General features: G+C 72.0%; 18 protein-coding genes. 6 read left to right on the top strand and 12 right to left on the bottom strand.

Features of this window, described 5'->3' with window-relative positions; all coding sequences use genetic code 11:
- Positions 1-10 precede the first annotated feature (10 nt).
- From ACIQ5Y_RS02885 to ACIQ5Y_RS02860, 6 genes are all read left to right on the top strand, one after another.
- Entirely contained in the window at positions 11-1,762 is a 1,752-nt protein-coding gene (locus tag ACIQ5Y_RS02885) for a beta-galactosidase family protein (RefSeq protein ID WP_403874299.1), read from the top strand.
- 234 nt (positions 1,763-1,996) lie between these two features.
- Complete coding sequence (locus ACIQ5Y_RS02880; protein ID WP_403874298.1) at positions 1,997-3,166, top strand: agmatine/peptidylarginine deiminase; 1,170 nt, start codon at positions 1,997-1,999, stop codon at positions 3,164-3,166.
- A gap of 108 nt (positions 3,167-3,274) precedes the next feature.
- Positions 3,275-4,426 carry an agmatine/peptidylarginine deiminase gene (locus ACIQ5Y_RS02875; protein WP_403874296.1) on the top strand — a complete coding sequence of 384 codons (1,152 nt, stop codon included), beginning with the start codon at positions 3,275-3,277 and terminating at the stop codon, positions 4,424-4,426.
- A 160-nt stretch (positions 4,427-4,586) separates the two neighbouring features.
- Positions 4,587-5,780 (top strand): 7TM domain-containing protein, encoded by a 1,194-nt coding sequence (locus ACIQ5Y_RS02870; protein ID WP_403874294.1) that lies wholly within the window; start codon positions 4,587-4,589, stop codon positions 5,778-5,780.
- Positions 5,777-6,643 carry a sugar-transfer associated ATP-grasp domain-containing protein gene (locus tag ACIQ5Y_RS02865; RefSeq protein ID WP_403874292.1) on the top strand — a complete coding sequence of 289 codons (867 nt, stop codon included), beginning with the start codon at positions 5,777-5,779 and terminating at the stop codon, positions 6,641-6,643. The genes ACIQ5Y_RS02870 and ACIQ5Y_RS02865 overlap by 4 nt, the downstream gene beginning before the upstream one ends.
- Entirely contained in the window at positions 6,643-6,924 is a 282-nt protein-coding gene (locus tag ACIQ5Y_RS02860) for a hypothetical protein (RefSeq protein ID WP_403874290.1), read from the top strand. The genes ACIQ5Y_RS02865 and ACIQ5Y_RS02860 overlap by 1 nt, the downstream gene beginning before the upstream one ends.
- Positions 6,925-6,928: 4 nt before the next feature.
- Here the strand turns inward: ACIQ5Y_RS02860 and ACIQ5Y_RS02855 are convergent, their stop codons facing one another.
- The 12 genes from ACIQ5Y_RS02855 to ACIQ5Y_RS02800 form a co-directional block, all read right to left on the bottom strand.
- Entirely contained in the window at positions 6,929-7,585 is a 657-nt protein-coding gene (locus ACIQ5Y_RS02855) for a response regulator (protein WP_403874288.1), read from the bottom strand.
- Positions 7,586-7,593: 8 nt separating this feature from the next.
- A complete protein-coding gene (locus ACIQ5Y_RS02850) occupies positions 7,594-9,108 on the bottom strand; it encodes a sensor histidine kinase (RefSeq protein ID WP_403874286.1) in 1,515 nt (504 codons plus the stop codon).
- A gap of 124 nt (positions 9,109-9,232) precedes the next feature.
- Positions 9,233-10,009, bottom strand: a complete 777-nt coding sequence (locus ACIQ5Y_RS02845) for a class I SAM-dependent methyltransferase (RefSeq protein ID WP_403874284.1) — start codon at positions 10,007-10,009, stop codon at positions 9,233-9,235.
- A 142-nt stretch (positions 10,010-10,151) separates the two neighbouring features.
- Positions 10,152-11,597 (bottom strand): hypothetical protein, encoded by a 1,446-nt coding sequence (locus ACIQ5Y_RS02840; protein ID WP_403874282.1) that lies wholly within the window; start codon positions 11,595-11,597, stop codon positions 10,152-10,154.
- Positions 11,598-12,105: 508 nt separating this feature from the next.
- Positions 12,106-13,383, bottom strand: a complete 1,278-nt coding sequence (locus tag ACIQ5Y_RS02835) for an ATP-grasp domain-containing protein (RefSeq protein ID WP_403874280.1) — start codon at positions 13,381-13,383, stop codon at positions 12,106-12,108.
- Positions 13,384-13,440: 57 nt separating this feature from the next.
- Positions 13,441-14,448: a methyltransferase gene (locus ACIQ5Y_RS02830; protein ID WP_403874278.1), complete on the bottom strand. Its 1,008-nt coding sequence runs from the start codon at positions 14,446-14,448 to the stop codon at positions 13,441-13,443.
- Positions 14,445-15,680, bottom strand: a complete 1,236-nt coding sequence (locus tag ACIQ5Y_RS02825; RefSeq protein ID WP_403874276.1) for a hypothetical protein — start codon at positions 15,678-15,680, stop codon at positions 14,445-14,447. Before ACIQ5Y_RS02825 ends, ACIQ5Y_RS02830 begins: the two co-directional genes overlap by 4 nt.
- A 111-nt stretch (positions 15,681-15,791) precedes the next feature.
- Positions 15,792-16,628, bottom strand: coding sequence for an aminotransferase class IV (locus ACIQ5Y_RS02820; protein WP_403874274.1), 837 nt, complete (start codon positions 16,626-16,628; stop codon positions 15,792-15,794).
- Positions 16,625-17,512 (bottom strand): phytanoyl-CoA dioxygenase family protein, encoded by an 888-nt coding sequence (locus ACIQ5Y_RS02815; RefSeq protein ID WP_403874272.1) that lies wholly within the window; start codon positions 17,510-17,512, stop codon positions 16,625-16,627. The genes ACIQ5Y_RS02820 and ACIQ5Y_RS02815 overlap by 4 nt, the downstream gene beginning before the upstream one ends.
- A 17-nt stretch (positions 17,513-17,529) precedes the next feature.
- Complete coding sequence (locus ACIQ5Y_RS02810) at positions 17,530-18,492, bottom strand: hypothetical protein (RefSeq protein WP_403874270.1); 963 nt, start codon at positions 18,490-18,492, stop codon at positions 17,530-17,532.
- Positions 18,489-21,836 (bottom strand): ATP-binding cassette domain-containing protein, encoded by a 3,348-nt coding sequence (locus ACIQ5Y_RS02805; protein ID WP_403874268.1) that lies wholly within the window; start codon positions 21,834-21,836, stop codon positions 18,489-18,491. Before ACIQ5Y_RS02805 ends, ACIQ5Y_RS02810 begins: the two co-directional genes overlap by 4 nt.
- Positions 21,833-22,861 carry a cupin domain-containing protein gene (locus tag ACIQ5Y_RS02800; RefSeq protein WP_403874266.1) on the bottom strand — a complete coding sequence of 343 codons (1,029 nt, stop codon included), beginning with the start codon at positions 22,859-22,861 and terminating at the stop codon, positions 21,833-21,835. The genes ACIQ5Y_RS02805 and ACIQ5Y_RS02800 overlap by 4 nt, the downstream gene beginning before the upstream one ends.
- Positions 22,862-23,038: the final 177 nt, after the last annotated feature.

The raw sequence follows: 23,038 nt of genomic DNA, 5'->3' as shown, positions 1-23,038 counted from the left end.
AGCACCCGGCATGCCCCGACTGGAGATCGCCGAGGACGGATTCCGCCTCGACGACCGACCGTTCCGCATCCTTTCGGGCGGACTGCACTACTTCCGCGTCCACCCGCAGCAGTGGGCCGATCGGCTCCGCAAGGCACGCCTGCTGGGACTCAACACGGTCGAGACCTACGTCCCCTGGAACCTCCACGCCCCCCGGCCCGGTGAGTTCCGGATGGACGCGGGTCTCGACCTGCCCCGCTTCCTCGACCTCGCCGCCGCCGAGGGCCTGCACGTCCTGCTGCGGCCGGGCCCGTACATCTGCGCCGAATGGGAGGGCGGCGGCCTGCCCTCCTGGCTGCTGACCGAGGAGGACATCGAGCTGCGGAGCCGCGACCCGCGCTTCCTCGCCGCCGTCGACGCCTATCTCGCCGCCCTCCTTCCGCCGCTGAAGCCGTACCTGTCCACGGCCGGCGGGCCGGTCATCGCGGTGCAACTGGAGAACGAGTACGGCGCCTTCGGCGAGGACACCGGCTACCTGGCCGACCTCGCCGGCCTGCTGCGCACCCACGGAGTGGACGTCCCGCTGTTCACCTGCGACCAACCCGGCGACCTCGCCCGCGGCGGGCTGGACGGGGTACTGCGCACCGTGAACCTCGGCAGCCGCGTCGAGGCCGGCCTCGACGCGCTGCGGAGGCACCAGCCGACCGGGCCGCTGATGTGCTCGGAGTTCTGGATCGGCTGGTTCGACCGCTGGGGCGCCGCCCACACCACCCGCGACGCCGCCGACGCGGCCGCCGACCTGGACCGGCTGCTGACCGCCGGGGCCTGCGTCAACATCTACATGCTGCACGGCGGCACCAACTTCGGCTTCACCAACGGCGCCAACGACAAGGGCACCTACCGCCCCACCGTCACCTCGTACGACTACGACGCACTGCTCGACGAGGCCGGCGACCCCACCCCCAAGTACGAGGCCTTCCGCGCGGTCATCGCCCGCCACGCCCCGGTTCCCGACGGGACCGCTCCCGCTGTCGCCCGGGCTCCGAAACTCGCCCCGGCCACCGTCGAACTCGACCACTGCGCATCCCTGTTCGCGCAGGAACACCTCTTCGGGGAAACCGTTCGCGCCGACCGTCCGCTGACCATGGAACGGCTCGGCCAGTCCTTCGGCTTCGTGCTGTACGAGGCGGCCCTGCCGGCCGCCGGGCCGACCGTGCTGCGGATCGACGAGGTCCGCGACCGCGCCCAGGTCTTCGTCGACGGGCAGCCCGTCGGCGTACTGGAACGGGAGCACCACGAGCACGCCCTCGCCTTCACCAGCCCCGGGCCCGGGGCGCGCCTGGCGGTCCTGGTGGAGAACCAGGGCCGGGTGAACTACGGACCGGGCATCCACGACCGCAAGGGCCTGCTCGGCCGGGTCACCGCCAACGGAGAGCGGCTCACCGACTGGGGCAGCCGCCCGCTGCCGCTGGACTGCCTGGACGGCATCGCCTTCGCCCCCGCAGTGCCCCTGGTCGGCCCGGCCTTCCACCGGGGCTCCTTCGAGATCGACCGGCCCGCCGACGGCCACCTCGCCCTGGACGGCTGGACCAAGGGCCACGTCTGGATCAACGACTTCCCGCTCGGCCGCTACTGGTCCCGGGGCCCGCAGGCGACCCTGTACGTACCCGCGCCGGTGCTCCGTCCCGGCCGCAACGAGATCACCGTCCTCGAACTCCACGCCTCCTCGGTCCGCACCGTCGAGCTGCGGGACCGGCCCGACCCGGGTCCCACCCAGGACTGACCCCCGGCGCCCCTCCCCGGCCATCCTGGAGCCTCCCCGCACGCCGTCCCAGTGGCGCGGTGTGCGGGGATCTCCTGGTGCGCGGGCGCGCCGGGCCCACTCGGGTCGACGAGTTTGACTGAACTTTCAGTCAGTGCGAGGGTGAGGCCAGGGCCGGAGCCCTGGCCCACCGGCGCCCCCATGCCCGCGATGGCGGCGCCGACCCGGCGATGGTCGACTTGATCTGGAGATGCCATGACCGAACACCGCGACGAGCGCTCGCTCGCCGACCACCTGCTCGGGCTCCTGCCGTCCCGCCGACGCCTGCTGGGAGCCGCCGGCCTCGGCGCGGCCGGCCTCGCCCTCGGCGCCGGGGCGCTGACGGGCTCCTCCGCCTCGGCCGCGCCGCGTCCCGGGGGAGCACGCCCCTGGGTGCCGGCCGACGACGTCCCGCACGCCAGGACCTGGATGTCCTGGCCCTCCCGGAAGTCGGTGTGGGGGCGGCAGCTGGCCGGCGTACAGGAGGACATCGCGCTGATCGCCCGCACCATCGCCGAGTTCGAGCCCGTGGTGATGTGCGTCCCCGACGACTACAGCGCCCGCGAGGCGCGCGGCATGTGCGGCCCGCAGGTCGAGGTGACCACCGCGATCCCCACCGACGACCTGTGGATGCGCGACATCGCCCCGGTCTTCCGCCGCGACGGCCACGGGGCCCTGGACGCGGTCTGCCTCAACTTCAACGGCTGGGGCAACAAGCAGGTCCACACCGACGACGCCCGCGTCGCCGAGCGGGTCGCCCGCCGCCGGAGCCTGCGGCTCACCTACGCCGACCTGGTCGGTGAGGGCGGGGCCGTGGAGACGGACGGCGACGGCACGGTGATGGCGACCGAGAGCAGCCTGGTCAACAAGAACCGCAACCGGGGCATGAGCCGCGACGAGATCGAGGACGCCGTCCTCGACGCGTACGGTGCCGACAAGATGATCTGGCTGCCCGGAATCAAGGGCAAGGACATCACCGACGACCACGTCGACGTCACCTCGCGGTTCGTCCGACCCGGCGTGGTGATGGTCCAGCTGCCGCCCGCGGACCGCAACGACGTGTGGGCGCGCGACGCCCGCGAGCAGTTCTCGATCCTCTCCTCGGCGACCGACGCGCGCGGCCGCCGGCTCCAGGTGATCCGGGTGGACGGCCCCGACACCGTGCGCTCGAAGAGCAACACCTTCGTCGACTCCTACCTGAACTTCGTCCTCGTCAACGGGGGCGTGATCACAGCACAGTTCGGCGACCGGGCCAAGGACGAGGCCGCCCGGCGGACCCTGGCGGCGGCCTTCCCCGGCCGCGAGGTCGTCCAGCTCGACGTGGACCGCCTGATGGGCGGCGGTGGTGGCATCCACTGCTCCACCATGCACGAGCCGATGCCCTGACCCTCCGTCCCCACGGACACCGCCGGCGTTCCGCCCCGCCGGCCCGCCCGGGTGTGCGGCCCGGTCGCTCCCCCCCTTCCCCTCTCCCCTCACCTTCCGGAGGACCCCTTGTCGAACCCCGCCCTGTCACGCCGCGCCATGATGCGCACCCTCGCGGGCGCGAGCGTGCTCGCCCTCGGCCTGACCGCCTGTACCGAGCTCGACGACACCGAGCAGGACGGCGCGCAGGCCCCCGGACCCGGCGGAGCGAACGGGCGCCGCTTCGGCGCCGAGTGGGAGAAGCACACCCGTACGTTCATGTCCTGGCCCGCTTCGGAGGACGTCTGGGGCGACCAGCTGGACGACGTGCGGAGGGACATCGCCGCACTCGCCGCCGCCATCGGCGCGCGCGAACCGGTGGTGCTCATGGCCCGGCCCGACCAGGAGCAGGCGGCCCAGCAGGCCTGCGGCGACGACGTGGAGGTCATCCCGCTCGCGGTCGACGACCTGTGGGCCCGGGACACGGCACCGGTCTTCGTCGAGGAGGGCGGCAAGGTCAAGGGCGTCGACTTCAACTTCAGCGGCTGGGGCAACAAGCAGGAGCACGGCAACGACGCCAAGGTCTCCCGGGCGCTGCTGGCGAAGTACGGCCTCGACCGGATCGAGACGCCGATCGTCGCCGAAGGCGGCTCCTTCGAAACCGACGGCCTGGGCACCCTGGTCCTCACCGAGAGCTCCGTGGTCAACTCCAACCGCAACCCCGGCATGAGCCGCGACCAGGTCGAGGCGGAGCTGAAGAAGGCCCTCGGCGTGACCAAGGTGATCTGGCTGGCCGGAGTGAAGGGCAAGGACATCACCGACGCGCACGTCGACTGCCTCATGCGCTTCGTCGCACCCGGCGTCGTACTGCTGGACAAGGCCTTCCCGGGCACCCCGGCCGACGTGTGGTCGCGCTCGGCGGACCAGGCGAAGTCCGTCCTCAAGGACGCCACGGACGCGCGCGGCAAGAAGATCGAGGTCATCGAACTCTCCCAGCCCGACCCCGACCGGATCACCGGCCGCGGCGACGCCTTCGTCTCCTCGTACATGAACTTCTACATCGGCGGCAAGGGCGTCTACCTGCCCCGGTTCGGCGACGCCCGGGCCGACGACCGCGCCAAGCAGATCATGAAGGAGCACTTCCCCGACCGCGAGATCGTCCAGGTGAAGATCGACGCGATCGCCTCGGGCGGCGGCGGCATCCACTGCGCCACGCACGACCAGCCCGCGATCGGCGGCTGACCGAACCCCTCTCCGACCGCGGCCCGGCCCCACGTCACGCGACGTGGCGCCGGGCCGCGGTCGTCGCCGTTCCGGGCCGCGGACGACTGTGCACTTTCGTTGCCCCTCCCAGGCCGATCGCCACTACTGCGCGCAGCGACCCCTCGCCAAAGCTGGTCCTGTGAACGACCTTCATACGAACGAATCAAGGCCGTACGCCGCGGACCGCACGCCGCGCGGCGAACACCGGGGCGACCGGGCCAAGACACCGGTACTGCTCAAGGTGCTCGCCGCTGTGGCCGGGCTGGGCGTACTGCTGCTCGGTGTCCTCGGCTCGCCCGACCGCTCCCTCGGCCACTCGCCCGAAGTGATCGGCGAACGGGAGATGGTGCGGGTCAGCGGACCGAACGGCAAGACGCTCGAAGTGCTCGCCATGGTCGACACCGGCGCGTCCGCGTCCTCGATGGACACGCAGCTGGCCAAGGACCTCGGCTTCGACCTCGGGACGGCCCCCAAGATCACCGTCGCCTCCGCGCTCGGCCGCGAACAGCGGCCCGTCGTCGACTCCACCGTACGCCTCACCGGCCGCTCGTTCGTCGCCAAGACCACCGTCAACAACCGTGCGAAGCGGGAGACTCCGGTCCTGCTCGGCCGGCAGGACGTCCAGGGCCTCCAAGTGGTCGTCGGGAAGCGGCTGCTGACCCAGCCCGAAGCCGCCAAGGCCCCGTCCGCCCTGCGCATCCTGTTCGCCAAGGCCCCCGCGATCGACCCGGTGTCCATGATGGCCCTGCTGCCCCTGGCCGCCCTGGTCATCGTCCTGCTGCGGGTGGTCGTCGGCCTGAACACCCTCGGCACCTTCAGCCCCGTCCTGCTGGCGCTGGCCTACGCGCAGTCGGGGCTGCTCCTCGGAGTACCCCTGACCCTCGTGCTGTTCGCGCTCGGATTCGTCATCCAGCCGCTGCTGCGCCGCCTGCACCTGCCACGCGTCGCCCGCCTCGGCGTGCTGATCGGCGTGGTCACCTGCGGCCTGATCGCGGCCCAGCTCTCCCTCGGCGGCCTCGGCCTGTCCGATTCCTGGGGCATGGCCCTGCCCGTCGTCGTCACCTCGATCATCACCGAACGGCTGTGGGAGCAGTGGGACCTCGACGGCGCCCGATCGGCCCTCGTCGGAGCCGCGGTGACCATGGGCACGGCCGTCCTGGTGGCACTGCTGCTCCTCACCCCGTACGTACGTCACCTCGCCGAGGTCGTACCGCTGCAACTGGCGACCGTCTGCGCGGTGTGGGCGGTGCTGGTCGGGACGTACCGCGGGCTGCGGCTGAGCGAGCTGTTCAGGTTCGCCCCCGCCGCCAGGGCGCAGGGCGGTGCCGCGTGATCCGGCTCCGCGGCTGGGACCCGGTCCTGGGCATGAACCTGCGCAACGCCCGGATCGCCGAACAGAACCCATCGGCCGCGATCCGCCTGGTCAACGACAAGTACGCCACCAAGCAGGCACTGGCCGCCGTCGGCGCGCCGACCTCCCCGACCGTGGGCCTGCTGCGCTCCCGCAGGGAGATCGCCTCCCTCGACTGGGCCGGCCTGCCCGACTCCTGGGCGCTGAAACCGAACCAGAGCCTCGGCGGGAACGGCATCCTGCTGTCCTTCGGCAGACGCCGGGGCACCTGGTACTCCTCGTCCGGCAAACGGATCGCCCGGGAGACCGTCACCGACCACCTGCGGCGCATCCTGGACGGGGAGTTCTCCCCGCGGCCCAACGACTGGGCGATGTTCGAACCGCTGATCCGAGCCCACCCGGAACTGGAGCGGCTCTCGCACCAGGGCCTGCCGGACATCAGGGTGATCTGCCGCGGCGACCGGCCGCAACTGGCGATGCTGCGGCTGCCGACGCGGTTCAGCGGCGGCCGGGCCAACCTCCACCAGAAGGCGATCGGCGCCGCCGTCGACCTCGCCACCGGCCGCATCACCCACGCCCTCGTCGGCAGGGAACCCACCGATCGCCACCCCGACACCGGGGAGCCCCTGATCGGTGCGAGCGTCCCGCACTGGCCCGAGGTACTCGACGCGGCCCGCCGCTGCGCGGGGGCGACCGGCCTGCGCTACCTGGGCGCCGACATCGTCGTCGACGCCGGCCGGGGCCCCTTGATCCTCGAGGTCAACGCCCGGCCGGGGCTCCAGATCCAGAACGTCACCGGGCGCGGTCTGGCGACCGTCTCCCGCCACCAGCACAGGAGGCACTGATGCGAGGGCTCGCCCTGGCTTCCAAGATCGTCGTCGCCGGACTCGCCGGTGCGTTCCTCACGATGAGCGCCGTACGCGCGGAGCCGGCCCGGCCCGCGTCCGACCACGACGCCCACCGGGACGCGCCGGCCGGCGTGCGGTCCGAGCCGCCGCCGGTGCCGGCGTCCGCTTCGCCGTCCGGGCCGGCGTCCGCGCGGCCGTCCGCGTCGCCCTCGGTGCGGCCGTCCGCGTCGCCGACCCCGCCCCCGTCACCTTCTCCCGGCGCCTCCAAGCGGCCCTGACGGGTCACCGGTCGGGGCGGAGCCGGGCGTCGCGGGCGAGGAGGGCGGCCTGAACCCGGTTGGCGCAGCTCAGCTTGGTCAGCATCCGGCTCACGTACGCCTTGATCGTCCCCTCCCCGAGGTGCAGCCGCCTTCCGATCTCCGCGTTCGAGGCACCCGTGCCGACCATGGCGAGCACCTCCCGCTCGCGGCCGGTGAGGGCCGCGATCCGGTCGAGCCGTGGATCCACCTGCTCCTCGTCCGACTCGAGGTACCGGTCGATGAGGTGGCGGGTGATCCGCGGGGAGACCATGGGGGTGCCGCCCGCGACCGTACGGACCGCCTGGATGAGCTCCTGCGGGGTGCCGTCCTTCAGCATGAACCCCATCGCACCCGCCCGCAGCGCCCGGGCCACGTACTCCTCCTCGCCGAAGGTGGTCAGCATGACCACGCGGACGGACGGGGCCCGGGCGGCGATCATCTCGGCCGCGTCGAGCCCGTCGGACCCCGGCATCTGGATGTCGAGCATGGCTACGTCCACCCGGTGCCGGACGGCGAGTTCGGCCGCCTCGCGGCCGGAAGAGGCCTCCGCCACGACCTCGATGTCCTCGGCGTGCCCCAGCACCAGCCTGATCCCGGCACGCACCAGGTCCTGGTCGTCGGCAAGGAGAACACGGATCACGGCAGGCCTCACGGTGTGTGGATGGAGATCGGGACGAAGGAGTCGAGGGGGGCGAGGGGGTCGAGGGGGTCGTGCCGGGCGTCGTCCCGGGAGGAGACCCCGGGCCGCTCGAAGACCTCCGGTCCGTCTTCCGCCGGGAAGGGGACGAAGGAGAGAGTCACGAACTGCAGGGCGACCGCTCCCACCACGCCCAGCAGCATGACCGCGCCCGCCACGGTCCGGCTCGGCCACGTCCGAGCGCCGACCAGCACCCCGAGCCCCGCCGCCGGATCGGACGCCGTACGAGGGGCGGCCGGGCCGCCGTCCAGCGGGATGCGGGCGTCGACGCGGAACCCGCCCTCGCCGGTGCGGGCCGCCCGCAGTGATCCGCCGAGAAGACGCACCCGCTCGTGCAGACCGGCCAGCCCGATCCCGCTGCCGCGCGGGGGCTGCCCGGGCGGGCCCGCGGGCCGGGGCCTGTTGTGGACGTCGACCCGTACCTCGCCGGTGTCGCAGTGGACGGTCACCTCCACCGGGGCCCCGGCAGCGTGCTTGTGGACGTTGGTGAGGGCCTCGCGCACCACCCGGTGGACCGCCCGCCGGGCGGTCGGGGCGGCGTCGGCCAGGTCCCGGCCGGTCCACCGCAGGTCCACCGGGATGCCGGCGGCGGCGGACTCGCCGACGAGGGCCGCGACGTCCGCGTGGGTGCCCGTCGCGGGGGTCAGCGGGTCCGGAGCCCCCGTCGCGGTGTCGCCGGCCCGGAGCACGCCCAGTACACCCCGCAGCTCGTCCATCGCCTCCCGCACCGTGCTGTGCACCAGTACGGCGGCCCGCTGGATCTCCGGGGAACCCGCCCGGCCCGCCAGCTCCAGCCCGCCGGAGTGCAGCGCCGCCAGGCTGAGCCGATGGCCGAGGAGGTCGTGCATCTCGCCGGCGATCCGGGTCCGCTCACACGCCCGGGCCTGTTCCTCTGCCGAGCGCTGCGCCTGCTCCAGGACGGCGTTGCGCTCCCACAGCGCGCTGAGCAGCCGTTCGCGCTGCCCGGCGAGCGCACCCACGAGACCCGGCAGCGCGCCGCACACGATCCCGGTGACGAGCACGATCATGGCCTCGTACTCGCGGACCGGCCCGGGCGCGCCGGCCGAGACCGCCGAGGTGATCACCAGGGGCCCCGTCACGCTCACGGCGAGCAGCAGGGACCGCCCCCGCAGATCCGACCAGCGGGAACCCGCCGCGTAGGCCACCGCGACCAGCGCCCCGCCGGTCAGCGGCTGGACCGCGATCATGGCCGCAGCGGTCGCCAGCGCGACCGAGGGCCACCGCCTCCGGACCAGCACCGCCAGGCCGGCGCAGCCGGTGGCGGTGTAGTAGGCGGCGGGGCCGATCAGCCCGCCGGCACCCCAGATGTCGGTCCACTCGAAGAGGACCGGCACCGTCAAGGTCACGGCGGCGATCAGCAGTAGATCGCCGAGCAGGTGGAGCAGCGCGGGCGGCAGCCGCCGACGCGGGTCGGCGGCCCGTGCGCCGGGGCGTTCGGCGGACATGCGGTTGCTCTTTCGGCGGTGGGGGAGGGGGAGGTCGACCGGTGGTCTGTCCGCATCCTCTCCTTGACTGAAGATTCAGTCAACATCGTGCAGGAGGTCATGGCCGGGCCATGCCCCGCCGGATTCATTTCTCGCCGATGACGACGAGGAACGGAGGTGTCGTCCGTTCCGTCGTCCAGCGGCGCTCGGCCGTCACATCGGAGGCGTGCCAGCGCTGGGCGTCGGCCGGCAGGGGGACGGTCTGCCACGTCCGTGCGAACCCCGATTCGCGGAGCATCGCGTGGTAGCTCTCGGCGGGCCAGTACGTGTCCACGATGTCCACCCACGTGCCGTCGGTCTGGCGCAGGCGCACGGGCATGGGCTCGCCCGCCCGGTAGGTGGCACCGGGGCGGCCGATCCGGAAGCTGTCGAAGGTGACGCCCGTGTGGAGGGGGTGGGCGTTGAGGATCGCGAAGCGGCCGCCGGGCCGCAGCACCCGGTGCACCTCGGCCGCGATGGCGCGGGCCTGGTCCCGGTGGGGAACGCAGACGAAGACGAAGTTGCACATCGCCGCGTCCACCGAGGCGTCGTCGAGGAACGACAGGTCCGAGCCGCCGGCCTGGTGGCGGCTCACCCGGGGATGGCCGTAGCGCGCGGCCGCGATGGCCAGCATCGCCGGGGAGAGGTCCACGGCGTGGACCCGGAGATCGTGGTCCTCCGCGGCACGCCGGGCGACCTTCCCGGGGCCGCAGCCCAGGTCCAGCAGGACCCGCACCTCCGGCTCGGGCAGGCGCAGTTGCTCGAAGACGGAGGGGTAACCCAGCAGCCAGCCGACCGTGTCGTCCCACATGACGAAGTCATCGGCGATCTCGGCGGTGTCCCAGACGGTGGGTCGGCGCGGAGCGTCCACGAGGGCAGTCAAGCAGAGTCGTGTACGAGAGGCCCGCCGGCGAACAGCGTGTCGCGACCGGTGGCGCCGCGGGCCCGCGCCCGGCCGACGGGCACTCCGTCGGCCGGGCGCGGGAGGCCGTGCCGTCGGGCACCGCCACGGGCGAGGGACCTGGTCAGCGCTTGGAGATGCGGACCACTCCGGTTTCGGTGCCCTGGTAGAGGGTGCCGTCGGGGGCCGCCGTTCCCCGCATCTGGAGCGGGTTGTACACCAGCCCGATGCCCAGGAAGGAACTGGTGAGCTGGGCGCCGGTGGCCGGGTCGATGACGGAGTGGTGGTACTGGGCGAAGGTGTTCAGGCCGGCGCTGCCGGTCGGCCCGGTCACCGAGACGGTGTAGATCTTCCCGTCGGCCAGGGAGAGGCGGGGCAGCGCGGCGGACTTCACCGGGCTGTTCCACACCACGGAGCAGCCCGTTCCCTCGGCGTTGACGTCGATCCGGCTCAGCCCGCCGTCGAAGTTCGCGGAAGAGGGTTGGCTCGCCGGAGCACCCTCGGGCAGGGCCGGGTACGGGTAGCCGTAGGTGTTGGTGACGAAGACGCTGCGGCCCGAGGCGATGACCGCGTCCTCGGTGCCGCTCCGCGCGTACTGGGTGAGTACGGGAACCCGGCAGATCGGGTCCGGTCCGCCGGCCGCCCGGTACACGAGCAGGTTCCCGTGCGGGGCGGCGTTGTCGACGATGGTGACGTACTCGGTGCCGTTGCCCGGTCCGAAGAAGCTCGGGGTGGTGCCCGTGCCCCAGCTGAGCTGGCCGGGCTTGCGGGCAGGTCCCCGGTCGTAGGGGGCGCGCCAGTCCACGACGGGGGTGCCGTCGGGGGCGGCCGACAGGAGGTAGAGCGCGTGGTCCGTGGCGACGGCGGTCCGGCCGGGCACGGTGGAAATGCTGTTCTGGACGCCTTCGCCGGTGCTGATGCTGCGTACCGTGCCCGAGCCGGTGTCCACGGTCCCGATCACGCCGCCGCTGGTGGCGAACCAGACCTTGCCGTCCCAGGCGGGAGTCAGGCCGACGATGTTGTCCCCGGCGGGGACGGCGTTCCCGAGGGGGGTGGACTGCTCGATCCGGAGCGTCCATCCGGACCCGGCGCGGCTGTGGCCGATGCGGACGAGGTTGTTGTTCCCGTCGACGGCGACCAGGCGGTCGCCGTTGTCGAGGTAGGCGTAGACGCCGCCGAAGAGGCTGCCCTTGGGCAGGGCCAGAGAGGCGAGGTCGGCTCCGGTGGCGGGGTCGAGCAGGTGGACGGTCGGTGTCTGGCCGAAGATGGTCGTGCAGAGGGCGATCACGTAGCCGTCGCTGCCCACGACTACGGTCGGGCAGGCCGAAGCGAGCGCCGTGCGGGTGTAGTTGATACCGGCCGTTCCGGGGCCCGGGTAGGGCGTGGTGCCACTGGAGGCGCTGTCTCCGTGCATGGTCGCGGCGCCGTTGGCCGCGGTGGCCGGGTTCTGCGGCGGCTGCGGGCCGTACGGGGAAGCCGCGTCGGCGGCGGCGGGGCCGCCACCGAGGACCACGGTGAGGGAGAGGGCGAGCGCGGCAAGACGCCCGCCCGCGGGCAGGGAGAACGGCATCAGGAGGTCCTCGTGACTGGAGGGGGAGTGAACGGCCGCGGAGCGGGGGCGCCGACGAGCGGCACGGGAGCGCCGCGCGCTGCGGCACCGCCGCGTCGGCCGACGTAGGTGGAACAGCCGACGGGACCGCTGCCGATGGTGCGGCCCGGCCCTTGCTTCCGTGTGGCGGTTGCTCCCCGGATCGGCTCTGACGGCGACGCTATCCGCTGTCCGCCGGGTTTGGATCTTTCCCGGGCGACCGGCCACAGCCTGTTCATGCCGTTCACACGCCCGCAGCACGCGGGCAACACAGGAGGGGTTGACCCTCCCGCCGGCTTCGCGCAGGCGGTGCCGGCGGGTCTGCCGGACCCGCCGGCCAAGCGGCCGTGCACGGTTCCCTCTGGTACTCCGCCGGGCCCCATCGCGCCGTGCCCGATGGCGTACAGGGGTCCTTCGCGCATCCGGCCCCCGGCGAGCAGAAGCCGCAACGGCCCGCCGGATGGACCGGCGGGCCGTCACGAGCGCGGAGTCAGTGGTCGGCGGGTGCCGCCGTCTCGATGGTGATGCAGGCGACGGCCCGCTCCGCCCGCTCGGCGGCCTCGACGCCGTCACGGCCGACCGCGAGGACATGGCCCGACCGGTCCCAGGAGTTCCTGACGAGTCCGATCCGGTCCCCGACCTCGACGTCCAGCTCCACTTCCCGGACGCCGGGCACCGCGTTCGCCGCGTCGACGCCCGTGATGCCGCGGACCACCCCGGGCGCCGCGTCGATGAACCGGATCGCCGCCCCGCCCACGAGCGAGCGGGAGCGGGAGACCTCGCCGCCGCCGAGGACGCTCAGCACGTCCCCGAGCAGGGAGCCGCCGTAGGAGAGGTCGATCAGGGTGTCGATGCTGTCGCCGGGCAGCCGGGCGGCGCATTCGACCAGGTGCGGGGTGTGGCCGTCGGCGAGGAGCCACTCGGAGTGCAGGAGGCCGGTGTGGAACCCGGTCTCCCGGATCAGCGCCGTGACGGAGTCGTCGAGTGCCTTCACGGCGACGTCGGGCAGAGAGGCCGGAACGGTCTGTCCCTGCTCAACGGGGTTGCGCCCGCCGAACACCGTCTTCGCGGTGATGTTCGAGTAGACCGGCTCCCCGTCCTTCACCAGCACTTCCACGCTGACCTCGGAGCCGCGGACCACCTCCTCCACCATGTAGAGGGGCTCGATGCCCTGACGGGCGCTCAGCCCGAACTTGTCCGCGGCGACGGCCTCCGCCCATGCCGCTTCGACATCGTCCTCGGGGTCCAGCAGCAGCACGCCGAGGCTCGCCTGGCGGTTGGCGGGCTTCAGCACGCAGTGTCCGCCGTGCCGGGCGCGGAAGGAGGCCACGTCGGCGGGACCGGTCGCCTGCACCCAGCGGGGCTGGGTGATGCCGGCGTGCCCGGCCGCGGTACGCAGCCGCATCTTGTTCCGGAAGGTCCGCGCGGCATCCAGGCCGGCGCCGGGGAGGCTCCAGCTCTCCGCCAGCGCGGCCGCGCCGATCACGCCGTACTCGACACCCGGGATGACGGCGCGTACCCGGTGCGGACGGTCGACGGCCTCGATGACGAGGTGCATCGACTCCTCCCGCTGGATCGGGGCCGGCACCACGCCCGCGAAGCAGCGGTAGCCCGTCGCGTGGGTCTGGATCTCGCGGGCCGCGATGACATCCGGTTCCTCTACGACGAGGACGCTGCGCGCCGGCAGCAGCTTCTCCAGGTCGGCGAGCATGGAGATGCTGAAGCCGACCATCACGTGCGTCACATCGGGAAGTTCGGATTCAGACATCCGTCATCACGTCCTCGGGTTGGGGGTGAACAGGGCACGGGGAGAGCCGATGCGGGGTCATGCCTCGCCGCCCGCGGCCGGACGGGCCTCGATCAGGCAGGACTTCGGTCCGGGGGTGATCGAGTGCAGGGTGAAGCCCGCCCGCTCCAGCAGATCCCGCCAGGCCTCGGCCGTGCGCTCGCGCCCGCCGAGGAGGACGAGCATGTGCAGGTCCAGGAGTGCCATCGGGTGGTGGGTCGCCTCCGAAGGCATGACCTGCTCGACGATGAGGAGCGTGCCGTCGGCGGACATCGCCTTCCGGCAATTGCGGAGGATGTCCAGCGCCTTGTCGTCCGGCCAGTCGTGGAGGATCTGGGAGAGGACGTAGACGTCGGCCTGCTGCGGGACCCCGTCGAAGAAGCTGCCCGCCGTCACCGTGAGCCGGGAGGCGACGTCCGGCGTGCGCGGCGTCTGCGCGGCTTCCTCGGCGATGTGGGGGAGGTCGAGGACGACGCCCTTGAGGTGGGGCGCGTGCTCCAGGAGGCGGCAGACCAGCGCACCGTTGCCGCCGCCGACGTCCACCACGGTGGCCGCGGTCGACCAGTCGCGTTCGAGCAGGGGGAGGAGGCGGAGCTCGACCAGGCCCGCCTGCGCGTTGGCGAACTCCTCCTCGGCGGCGGGATGGTCGGCCAGCCACTCGAAGTAGGGCGAGCCGAACACGCGGTCGAAGGCGGGGGTGCCGGTGCGGAGCGAGTGGGAGGCAGAACCCCACACCTGGTAGGCCTCTCCGGACATCAGCTTGACGAGGTGGTGCAGCGAGCCGTCCACGCTCGTGCGCAGGAGGTGGCCGGCGTCGGTGAGCGCGAACGCCTCCCCTTCCACGTGGAACAGGCCCTCGGCGGCGAGCACCCGCAGGAAGCGGCTGAGGGCGTCGGCGTCCACGCCGAGTTCGGAGGCGAGGTCCGCCGCGGACCGGGCCCGGTCCGCGAGGGCGTCGGGTACGCCGGCCTCGCACACGGCGACGATCGACTGGGACACGATGTGGCCCATGATCTGCCTGCGCACCCGCTCGTAGGTCTCACTCATGCTGTCGTCACTCTCGTCAGGGTCGGAAAAAGCGGGATGTCCACGGCCGTGCGGAGGTAGGAGGCGCCGTCGGTGCCACCCGTCCCGGACACCTCGCCGATGATCTTCAGGGTGATGCCCCAGTGGCTGCGCTTCATCAGGCTCCAGCCGCGGTCCAGGCGGAGCATGGCGTGCTCGAGGGCGTCGGCCTCCGCGAGCTCGTCCCGGTGGGCCAGGAAGGCCGCTTCGAGGGTGGGTCGGCCGGCCTCGGCCGTCCCGCCGCTCAGGTCGATGACGCGGCGATAGGACTCGGACTGGATCGCACTGCGGCCGGAGGTGTAGCCGCGGATCACGGAGAAGGCGTCGACGGGCATGGTCGTCAGGACCCGGAAGAGGGCGGAGACCGCCTCGATGCGGTCCGCCGCCCGGCCGATCCGGCGCGACGCGGCAGGCCCGTCGCCCGACTCGACGCACCGGATCGCGGTCGCCACGGCGGTGGCGATCTGCTGGTACATCCCCTCGAAGATCTGGATCATCCGAATGAACATCAGTTCGTCATGCAGGCGGGTCGTCGGCACGAGGGACCGCCGGACAGCCGACGCGATCTCCGCGGGCACCGCTTCGCGCGCCAGGGCGGCGGCCCGGGCCGTCGCGGCGGCGAAGGCGCCGCTGTCCTCCGCCGCCTTGGCGAGGACGAGGGCGATCCCCGCTCGGTCAGGGGTCGCCTGCGGGGCCAGATAGGCCAGCCGGGTCAGCAGGCGGGTGGCCGCACGGGCACGGGCCTCCTGGGGGGACCTCCGGGCCGCGCCCACGGCGGCCGACGCCTCCAACTCCGCGAGGTCCGCCACCACGGCGGTGATCATCGCGTCCGTCCGTGCCGTGTCGTCGCCCACGAAGTGGTGCAGATAGTCCTGGCCGTAATAGGTCGCATAGGTGCCGTCCGCCTGGTCGACCGCCATGGACAGCCACGCGGCCACGGCGGCATCGGTCCCGGGGGCGGCCTTCACGGCCTCCAACCGCCGGACCAGGTCCGGTCGTACGCGGTGGCGGCCCGTCGACTGGTAGTAGGCGACCGCCTCATCCAAGGGGAACGGCGCCGAGGCGTGCTCCCAGAGGTCCAGAGCGCGCTCCAGTTCGTGCCCGGACCGACGGTCCGGGGTCGCTTCCGCGCTCACCATGGACCCGCCGGCCACGCCGGGCGACACCGATTCCGCAAGCAGCGTCTCCATGTCGAGTACCCCGCTTTCAATCATGTTTTCTCCTCGCCTTCACCGTTCCGGTAAGGAATCCGGATCAGGAATTTCTCTGCGTGGCGGACGCCACCGCAGGAGCCCTCGGGGGTGCGGGCGGACTTTCGTGGGACATCAGGAGGAACGGACGAGCTTTCCGTACGCGTGCACGATCTCGGCCACCAGCGGGGATCCGGGGAAGCGGATGCCGTCGACCGCCTCCACCTCGGCGATCTCGATGGCGGTGCCGCACAGGAACGCGCCGTCGAAATCGGCCAGTTCGGCGTAGTGGACATCGCGTTCCTGCACCGTGCGTCCGGGCAGCAGCTCGTCGATGACGGTCCGTCGGGTGATGCCGTCCAGCGCCAGCTCGGTGGTGGGGGTCACCACGACGTCACCGGCCACGAAGAAGACGTTGGAGCCGCTCGACTCGCACACCCGGTCCTCGGTCGACAGGAACAGCACGTCGTCGGCGTCGGCGGGCTTGTTCCGGTAGCTCAGATAGCTGAGGGCGTACGTCGACGAGGTCTTGGCCTGGTACGGATGGCAGGCGGCCGGAGGGCGGCGCCACTCGGCCGTGGCCAGGCGGACCCGGCGACCGGGGCCGTGCGAGGGGAACGGCAGGGCGAACACCGCGGTCCTGCTGGCACATCCCCGCCCCATGAAGCTCACGTCGGCGTCGTCGTAGTAGACGAGGATCTTCAGGTAGGCGTCCGTGAGCCCGTTCAGTTCCAGCAACCGGTGGCACACCGCGGCGAGTTCTTCGTCGGAGTGGCCGACCGCGTGCCCGAACAGATCCGCGGAGCGGCGCAGCCGCCGCAGGTGTTCCGCGAGCTTGAACACGGAACCGCCGTAGCTGCGGATCCCCTCGTACACCGACGTGGCGTACGAGAGCGAATGCGTCTGCGCGGACACGCGGACCTCGTCGGTCCGCGTGAAGGAACCGTCCTGCCAGGCGATCAACTCGCTCACGCCCGCACCGCCGTGCGCGCGGTGTCGGCGCAGTAGAACTCGCCCCGGATCAGGCTGTCGCCGTCGTAGCTGTTGGGGGCGGTACCGGTGGCGTCGAGCTCGGCCATGATGGCGTCGTAGGCGGCGAGCGGAATGATCCGGAAGTCCATGCTGACCCGGGTGCTGTCGCTGATGTTCTCGGCGGTGCCGTGGAGGGTGCGGGGGTCGAACAGCAGACACTGGCCGTAGCGCATGTTGACCGGCATGGTGTCGGCCCGGATCGCGGCCAGCCGCTCGGGGTGTTCCCGCATGTACTCGAAGAACAGGGGCCGGCTGCTCTTGTAATCCGCGTAGGCGAATTCGTGCTGGTCGATGAATTGGCCCAGCGTCGTCAGGCTGGTCTCCTTGGAGCACACGCTGAGTGCTCCGGTCTCCTTCACGTCGCAGAACGGGAGCCAGCAGTTCACCTGCTGGAAGTAGTCGCCCAGCATGGTGTCCGAATGGTGCGAGAAGATCTCGCCGTCGGACAGCCGGAAACGGTCGTCGAACCGGTTCGGTATGTGGAAGCGGACGAGCGGGTTGTTCTCGAAGACGAAGTCGAACCCGAGGTGGTCGCTGAGCCAGCCGACGAAGCGGTGGTACTCCGCGACCATCGGCGCGCCCAGCTCCTGGATCGGGTGGGTCCAGTGGCCCGAATCCTCGGAGTTCTCGGCGATCTTGGACGCCTCGACGTACTTGTGCATCTTGTCCAGCCGGAAGTCGGCCGGGAAGCCGTAGCGCTCCATCAGCGTGCTGCGCAGGACCTCTTGCAGCGCGAACGACGACGCCGGGTAGTTGATCGCCGACGCCTCTCCGAACACGGGGTGGTCGGCTTCCAGGAGCTGCTTCAGATCGAAATGGGACATGAGTGTCTTCTCCTCCTTCAGGTGGCGACCGTCGCGGCGAATCGCTCCATCGCCGCGCGTCGTTGCGTGTTGATCGGAACCAGCACGTTCACCAGCTCGGTCACGTGGTTGGCGCCCAGTCGGCGCTTGGCCTGCACCGCGCCCCGACCGAGGCAGTGCGTGGTGAATCCGAGTTCGTCGGCGAACTTGTAGAGCTGGTAGTAGTCGGTGATGTAGAGGTTGAGCCCGGGTTCCCTCAGGCTTTCGTCCTGGCCCTGCACCAGCTGCGCGAAGACCCCGCTGCGGTCGTCCGCGTAGCTGAGCGACCCGTAGAGCGCCGCGCCGTCGTCGCGTCGGCGGTTCAGCTTCAGGTGGTAGTCCCGACCTGCCGGCGACGCCGCGAGTCCGCGCAGGATCTCGGCGGTGTAGAGGTTCTTGCTGTGCCCGTACTTCGCCACGTTGTTCGCCTGGAGCCGGGCGAAGTCCTCCAGCGGGCCGGGGCGGTCGACCAGGTCGGACAGGCGGTGGAAGACCGTGTCGTACAGACGCTCGGCCTTCCTGGTCCGCCGGGCGATGTCCTTGTACTGCCCGTTGCCGACGGCCGAGCGCAGGCACCGGTCCAGGTCGCCGTCCACCCGGAAGTACGCGACCGGCATGAACCCCACGGCCACGTGGTCGAGTTCGAGAGCCGTCGGGACGCCGGGGACCGACGGCAGGAGCAGCCAGTCGGCGTCCCCGGCCTCGGCCAGCAGCCGCGCGAGCCGGTCCTCGTCCGGTTCCTCGGACACCGGCAGGTAGAAGTAGCCCGGTGCCAGATGCGCGATGTCGTCGTGCACCGGATCGCCGGCCTGCCCGGCGCCGTCCATGACCGCCGCCCAGTGGGCGATCTCCCGCAGCCGCAGGGTCGGCGCCGCGACGCCGTGGGAGGCGCAGAACGCCGTGCGTTGTGCCTCCCACGGGGCGAATCGCGCGGCCTCGGCCTGGACCTCGACCGTGGTCACCGGTCGCTCCGTTCCGCGGCGACCAGGCGCCGCTCGCTGGTGAAGTGGAACCGTCGCGTGGCCAGCGCGGCCAGCTTCCGGTTGTGGGTGATGACGAAGAACAGCGTCCCGGGGGCTTCGGCGAGCAGCGTGGCCATCAGGGCGACCTCCTCGTCCGTACCGAGTTCCGAGGTGGCCTCGTCCAAGATCGCGATCGCGGGCCGGGACGAGAGCACCCCGAGCAGCGCGAGTCTCTGCTGCTCCGACTTGCTCAGTTCGGTCAGGCCGGTGACCGGCGCCGTCCCGGAGAACCCGCCCGGCAGCCGCCCGACGACGTCCGACAGGGCGAGCCGCTCGGCCAACCGCTCCAGTTCCGCCGGGTCCGCCCCGGCGAAGTGGTTCGCCAGCGGCCCCGGACGGAAGACCGGGGCGGCGGTCAGGAACAGGATCTCGCCGCGGTGCGGGCCCGCCAGGTAGCTGCTGCCGGAGCCCAGGGTCGCCACCGTGCCACTGGCGGGGCGCAGGTGACCGATCACCAGATTCGCGAAGGTCGACTTGCCGATGCCGCTCGGTCCCGTGATCACCACGACGTCCCCGGTGTCGAAGGACTCGCTGAAGTCCTCCAGCAGGGCGGTGCCGTCGCGCTGGTTCACGTACGTCACGGCCGAGAACGACACCAGCGTCGCGCCGTCGGCCCCCGGAGCCCGGGTCGGGGAGCCCACCGGAGCAGCGGGCAGGGCCAGCCGGTCGGCACTGTCCAGGACCTGCCGCAGCTCGATCGCGCAGCGCCCCAGCCGGCCGAAGATCGCTATCAGGCTGTAGCACAGGCCGACCCCGAGAACCATGCCGGCACTCACCGTTCCCAGCAGGTGCGCCCACACCGAAGCGGCGACGACCACGGCCATGAAGGTCAGGCCGAGCAGGTCCAGCTTGTAACTGAACCACCTGCGCGCTGCGGCGTTGTCGAGCGTGGCGAAGGCCCGCTCCGCCACGCCGGGTCGCAGCCACTCGAACATCGCCCGGGCGCCGTCCGTGGTGGTCTCGAACCGCCCGCCGTCCCGGTCGAGCGCGTTGACCTGCTCGAACAGGGCCGCCGTGGCGGTCACCTCGCGGGTGTTGAACGCCCCCAGGACCTCACCGGACCGCTTGGCGCTGTTGAGGTACGCGGCCAGGATGACGGCCAGCGCCACCAGGACCACCGGGCTGCTCACCACCACGTACAGGACGGTCGCCGTCAGCATGGCCGCGGCGCTGAGGGTCTCCAGCAGCAGCGAGGGCAGGGTTTCGTCGACCCGGCGCTGATCCCAGGTGATCTTTCCGTGCCGGTCCTGCGCGATGCGCTCGCGGTAGGCCGCGTGGTGGCGCGGGTTCATCAGACCGGCCAGATAGCCCACGCAGTGGGCCGAGGCCGCGGCGATGGTGCGCATCGTCAGCAGCAGCGTCCCGCCGATCGACAGCAGCGCGCCACCGCCGATGGCGATCGCCAGCCAGAGCGCGGCCGTACGGATGTCCGCGGCCAGCAGGCCGCCCGCCACCACGTAGTCGCCGACGATGGTCAGCGCTTCGCGGCTCGCCAGCAGGACGAGGGCGATCAAGGAGATCCGCCCGATGCCGAAGCGGCGCAGACTCCGCACGGTCGAGGACCTGCGGCTCGCTCCGGGGGCCGGGGAGGCGACCGCCGGGACCGGCGCCTCCGCCGCCACCTCCTCCGCCGCCACCTCCTCCACCGGCGGCGCGGTGACGTCGGGCGCCGCCTTCGGGCCGGCGCCGGTCCGGGTCTCCACCTTCACCACGGTGCGGTCGGCGACCGTCCAGACCTCGTCCGCGGCCTCCTGCTCGTCGGGACGGTCGGTCACGTAGACGACGGTGGTGTCCTTCCACGGACCGCTCAGCAGAGCGGCCAGGAGGCCGTCGGCCAGCGCGTCGTCGAGCCCTGAAGTGGGCTGGTCGACGAGGACCGGCGCCGGGCCGGCGAGGAGAGCCCGGGCCAGCTCGATCCGCTTGCCCTGACCGCGCGACACGCCCCAACTCCGGGGCGGCTCGCCGGTCCGGTACCCGGTGAGGAACTCCGCCGGCAGCCGACAGGCCGTCAACGCGGACCGCACCTCCTCGTCGCTGCGGTCCCGCCGGTGAAGCATCAGGTTCTCCCGGAGGCCGCCGGGGACCGTCCATGGTTCGTCGGGGACGAACAGCGCGCCGTCGAGGCCGGCCGTCCGGCCCACGGCCCTGAGCACCGACGTCTTGCCGCTGCCCGCCGCGCCGACGATGGCGATGTGGCGGCCCGCGGCCACGGAAGGCACCGAAGGGAGGTCGGGCACGCCGGGCTCCTCGGCGAGGTGCCGGGCCACGGCACGGTGTCCGGACACTCCGCGCGCGATGTCCTGTACCAGGTCCGGAAGCGCGTTGGCCGCGGATCGCAGACCGCCCACCACCGCGATGGAGGCGAGCACACCGGTGACGTCCACGTGCCCGCGAACGGCCAGCTGGGTCAGTGCCGCCCCGAGCAGGGCGATGAGCGGCGTCATCGTGGCCAGGAGGCTGATCGGTGCCATCAGACGGGCGGCGCCCTTGAGGGAGCGTTCCTCTTCGGCACGGCGGTCGGTGTACCGCCGCGCGAGGTCGTCGGTCCAGTTGTGCAGCCAGGCGGTCACCGTGTTGTCGACGGCGAAGGTCCCCACCTCGACACGGCGGGCCGATCGGGCCGACAGCTCGTCGTACGTCGTGTTCAGACGCTTGGCGACGCCGTAGACCACGACCGCGCTGAGCAGGGTGATCGCCAGTGCGGTGACTCCGGCGACCCCGAGGGCCACCAGGAAGAACGTCATCGAGTAGGCGACGGTGACCAGGACCAGGGCGACCATCACCAGGCTCGCCCAGGCGGCTTCCACCCGCGCGGCCTCGCGTTCGAGCGGGACCGTCAGGTTCTGCCCGCGGCCCTTGCCGCGCAGCAGGATGCGGCTCTCCACGTAGACCCGTGCGCCGACCGCGACGACCTCGGCCAGGAAGGTCGTGTGATTGAGGGCCAGCCAGGCGACGAGGGTGAGCAGGACGCAGACGGAGCCGGAGGCCAGCAGGGACGACAGCTGGGCCGAGTCGTCCGTCAGCCGGTGCAGCAGCGTCCGGAGGGCGGAAGCCGCCCCGTACGCCGCCGCCCCGTTGACGGCGGCTGCGAGCAGCCCGAGGAACAGGTCGCGGCGTACGACCCGGAAGACGGCCCGGTGGAGCGAGGGCTCGGCGGCGGCGGAGCGCTCGTCCCCGCAGGCCCTGTCGTACCAGTGCTGCCACCTGGCGGCGTACCTGAGCCGAGCGTCCTCGCCCGGCCTGGGCACCGGAAACCAGAACAGCCGGGCGAGTGACTGCGTCATCGAGCGACGGCCTCGACAGGCTCGGTGGTCGCGAAGGCGGCGATCCGGTCGCACAGCAGGGTGATCATCCGCCAGCCCTCGCGGAGGCTCTCCCGCAGCTCCGCCGCGTCCGCGGCGCCCGCTCCGCGCAGCAGGTCGAGCCCGAGGAGGACGTGGTCACCGTCGTCCTCACCGTGGTCCCGGAAGTGCGGCAGGTCCACGAAGACGCGGGCAGCCTCACGGTGCCAGACCTCACCGCTGGCCTCGAGCACGAGGTGCATCAGCAGCGTGCGCACCATGTCGCTGCGGCGCAGCATCTCGGACTTGAACCACTGCATGGCCGCGTCGAACTCCGCGTCCGAGACCGGCCGCTGGGTTCCCTCGCGCTGCTCGCGCAGGTTGTTGTTGTGCCCCAGCTCCTCGCGCAGGTGGTCCAGCGCCACCTCCTTGTGCGCCGGGTCCTCGCTCATGGCGACCCGCAGGTGCAGCAGGTCCTGGAACACGTCCGACCAGGCCTGCTGGCAGTCCAGCATGCGGTCGAGGACGTCGTCGTCCTTGATGGCGGGCTCGTCCAGCAGGCGCAGCAGCGTGCTGTTGCGGAACTGCTCGACGTACGCCTCGTTGGCCGCGAGCAGTTCGTCCACCAGCACCGGCTGCTCACCGGTGCCGAGGAAGGCGGCGTTCGGGCGCTCGAGGTCCTCGTAGAGGGCCTGGCCGTTGAACTGGATCGACAGCGCCCAGTAGCCGGTACCGGTGCCGCGGAAGCCGTGGGGGACGTGGCTCGGGACCATGACGATGTCGCCCGGAACCACGTCCTGCTCGACGGCGCCCATGGTCTGTCCGGTGCCCTCGCAGACCAGGATCAGGCTCGCCTCCGGGTGCTCGTGGACCGCGAGCTCCTCGCCGGCCTCCAGCCGCACCCAGCTCATCGCCAGGTTGTTGGCGTCCGGGATGAACTTCGCGAGGTCGGGCTCCTTGGCGAACATCTTGACCACGCCGAGGCTGTGGACGACGCCGTCGACCTCCACCTCGCGGAGGGTCTCCATGTCGTTCCTGGAAATGATCTTCAACGCTGTCTTCCGTTTCGTTGGTCGCAGAAACCTTCACGGGGGCATCGGGGCGCGTCGGCGCAGCACCGGGAGGGGCGCGCCGATGCGGAGCACCCGTGAAGGAGGACGCGGTCTCGCGTCATCGTGTGTTCTCCGGTCGATGGACCGGGAAGG

Origin of the sequence: Streptomyces sp. NPDC096339, assembly GCF_044762985.1 — a bacterium.
Classification (GTDB): domain Bacteria; phylum Actinomycetota; class Actinomycetes; order Streptomycetales; family Streptomycetaceae; genus Streptomyces.
Note: the sequence above shows the minus strand (reverse complement) of the source record. Positions and strands in the feature narration are given on the sequence as shown.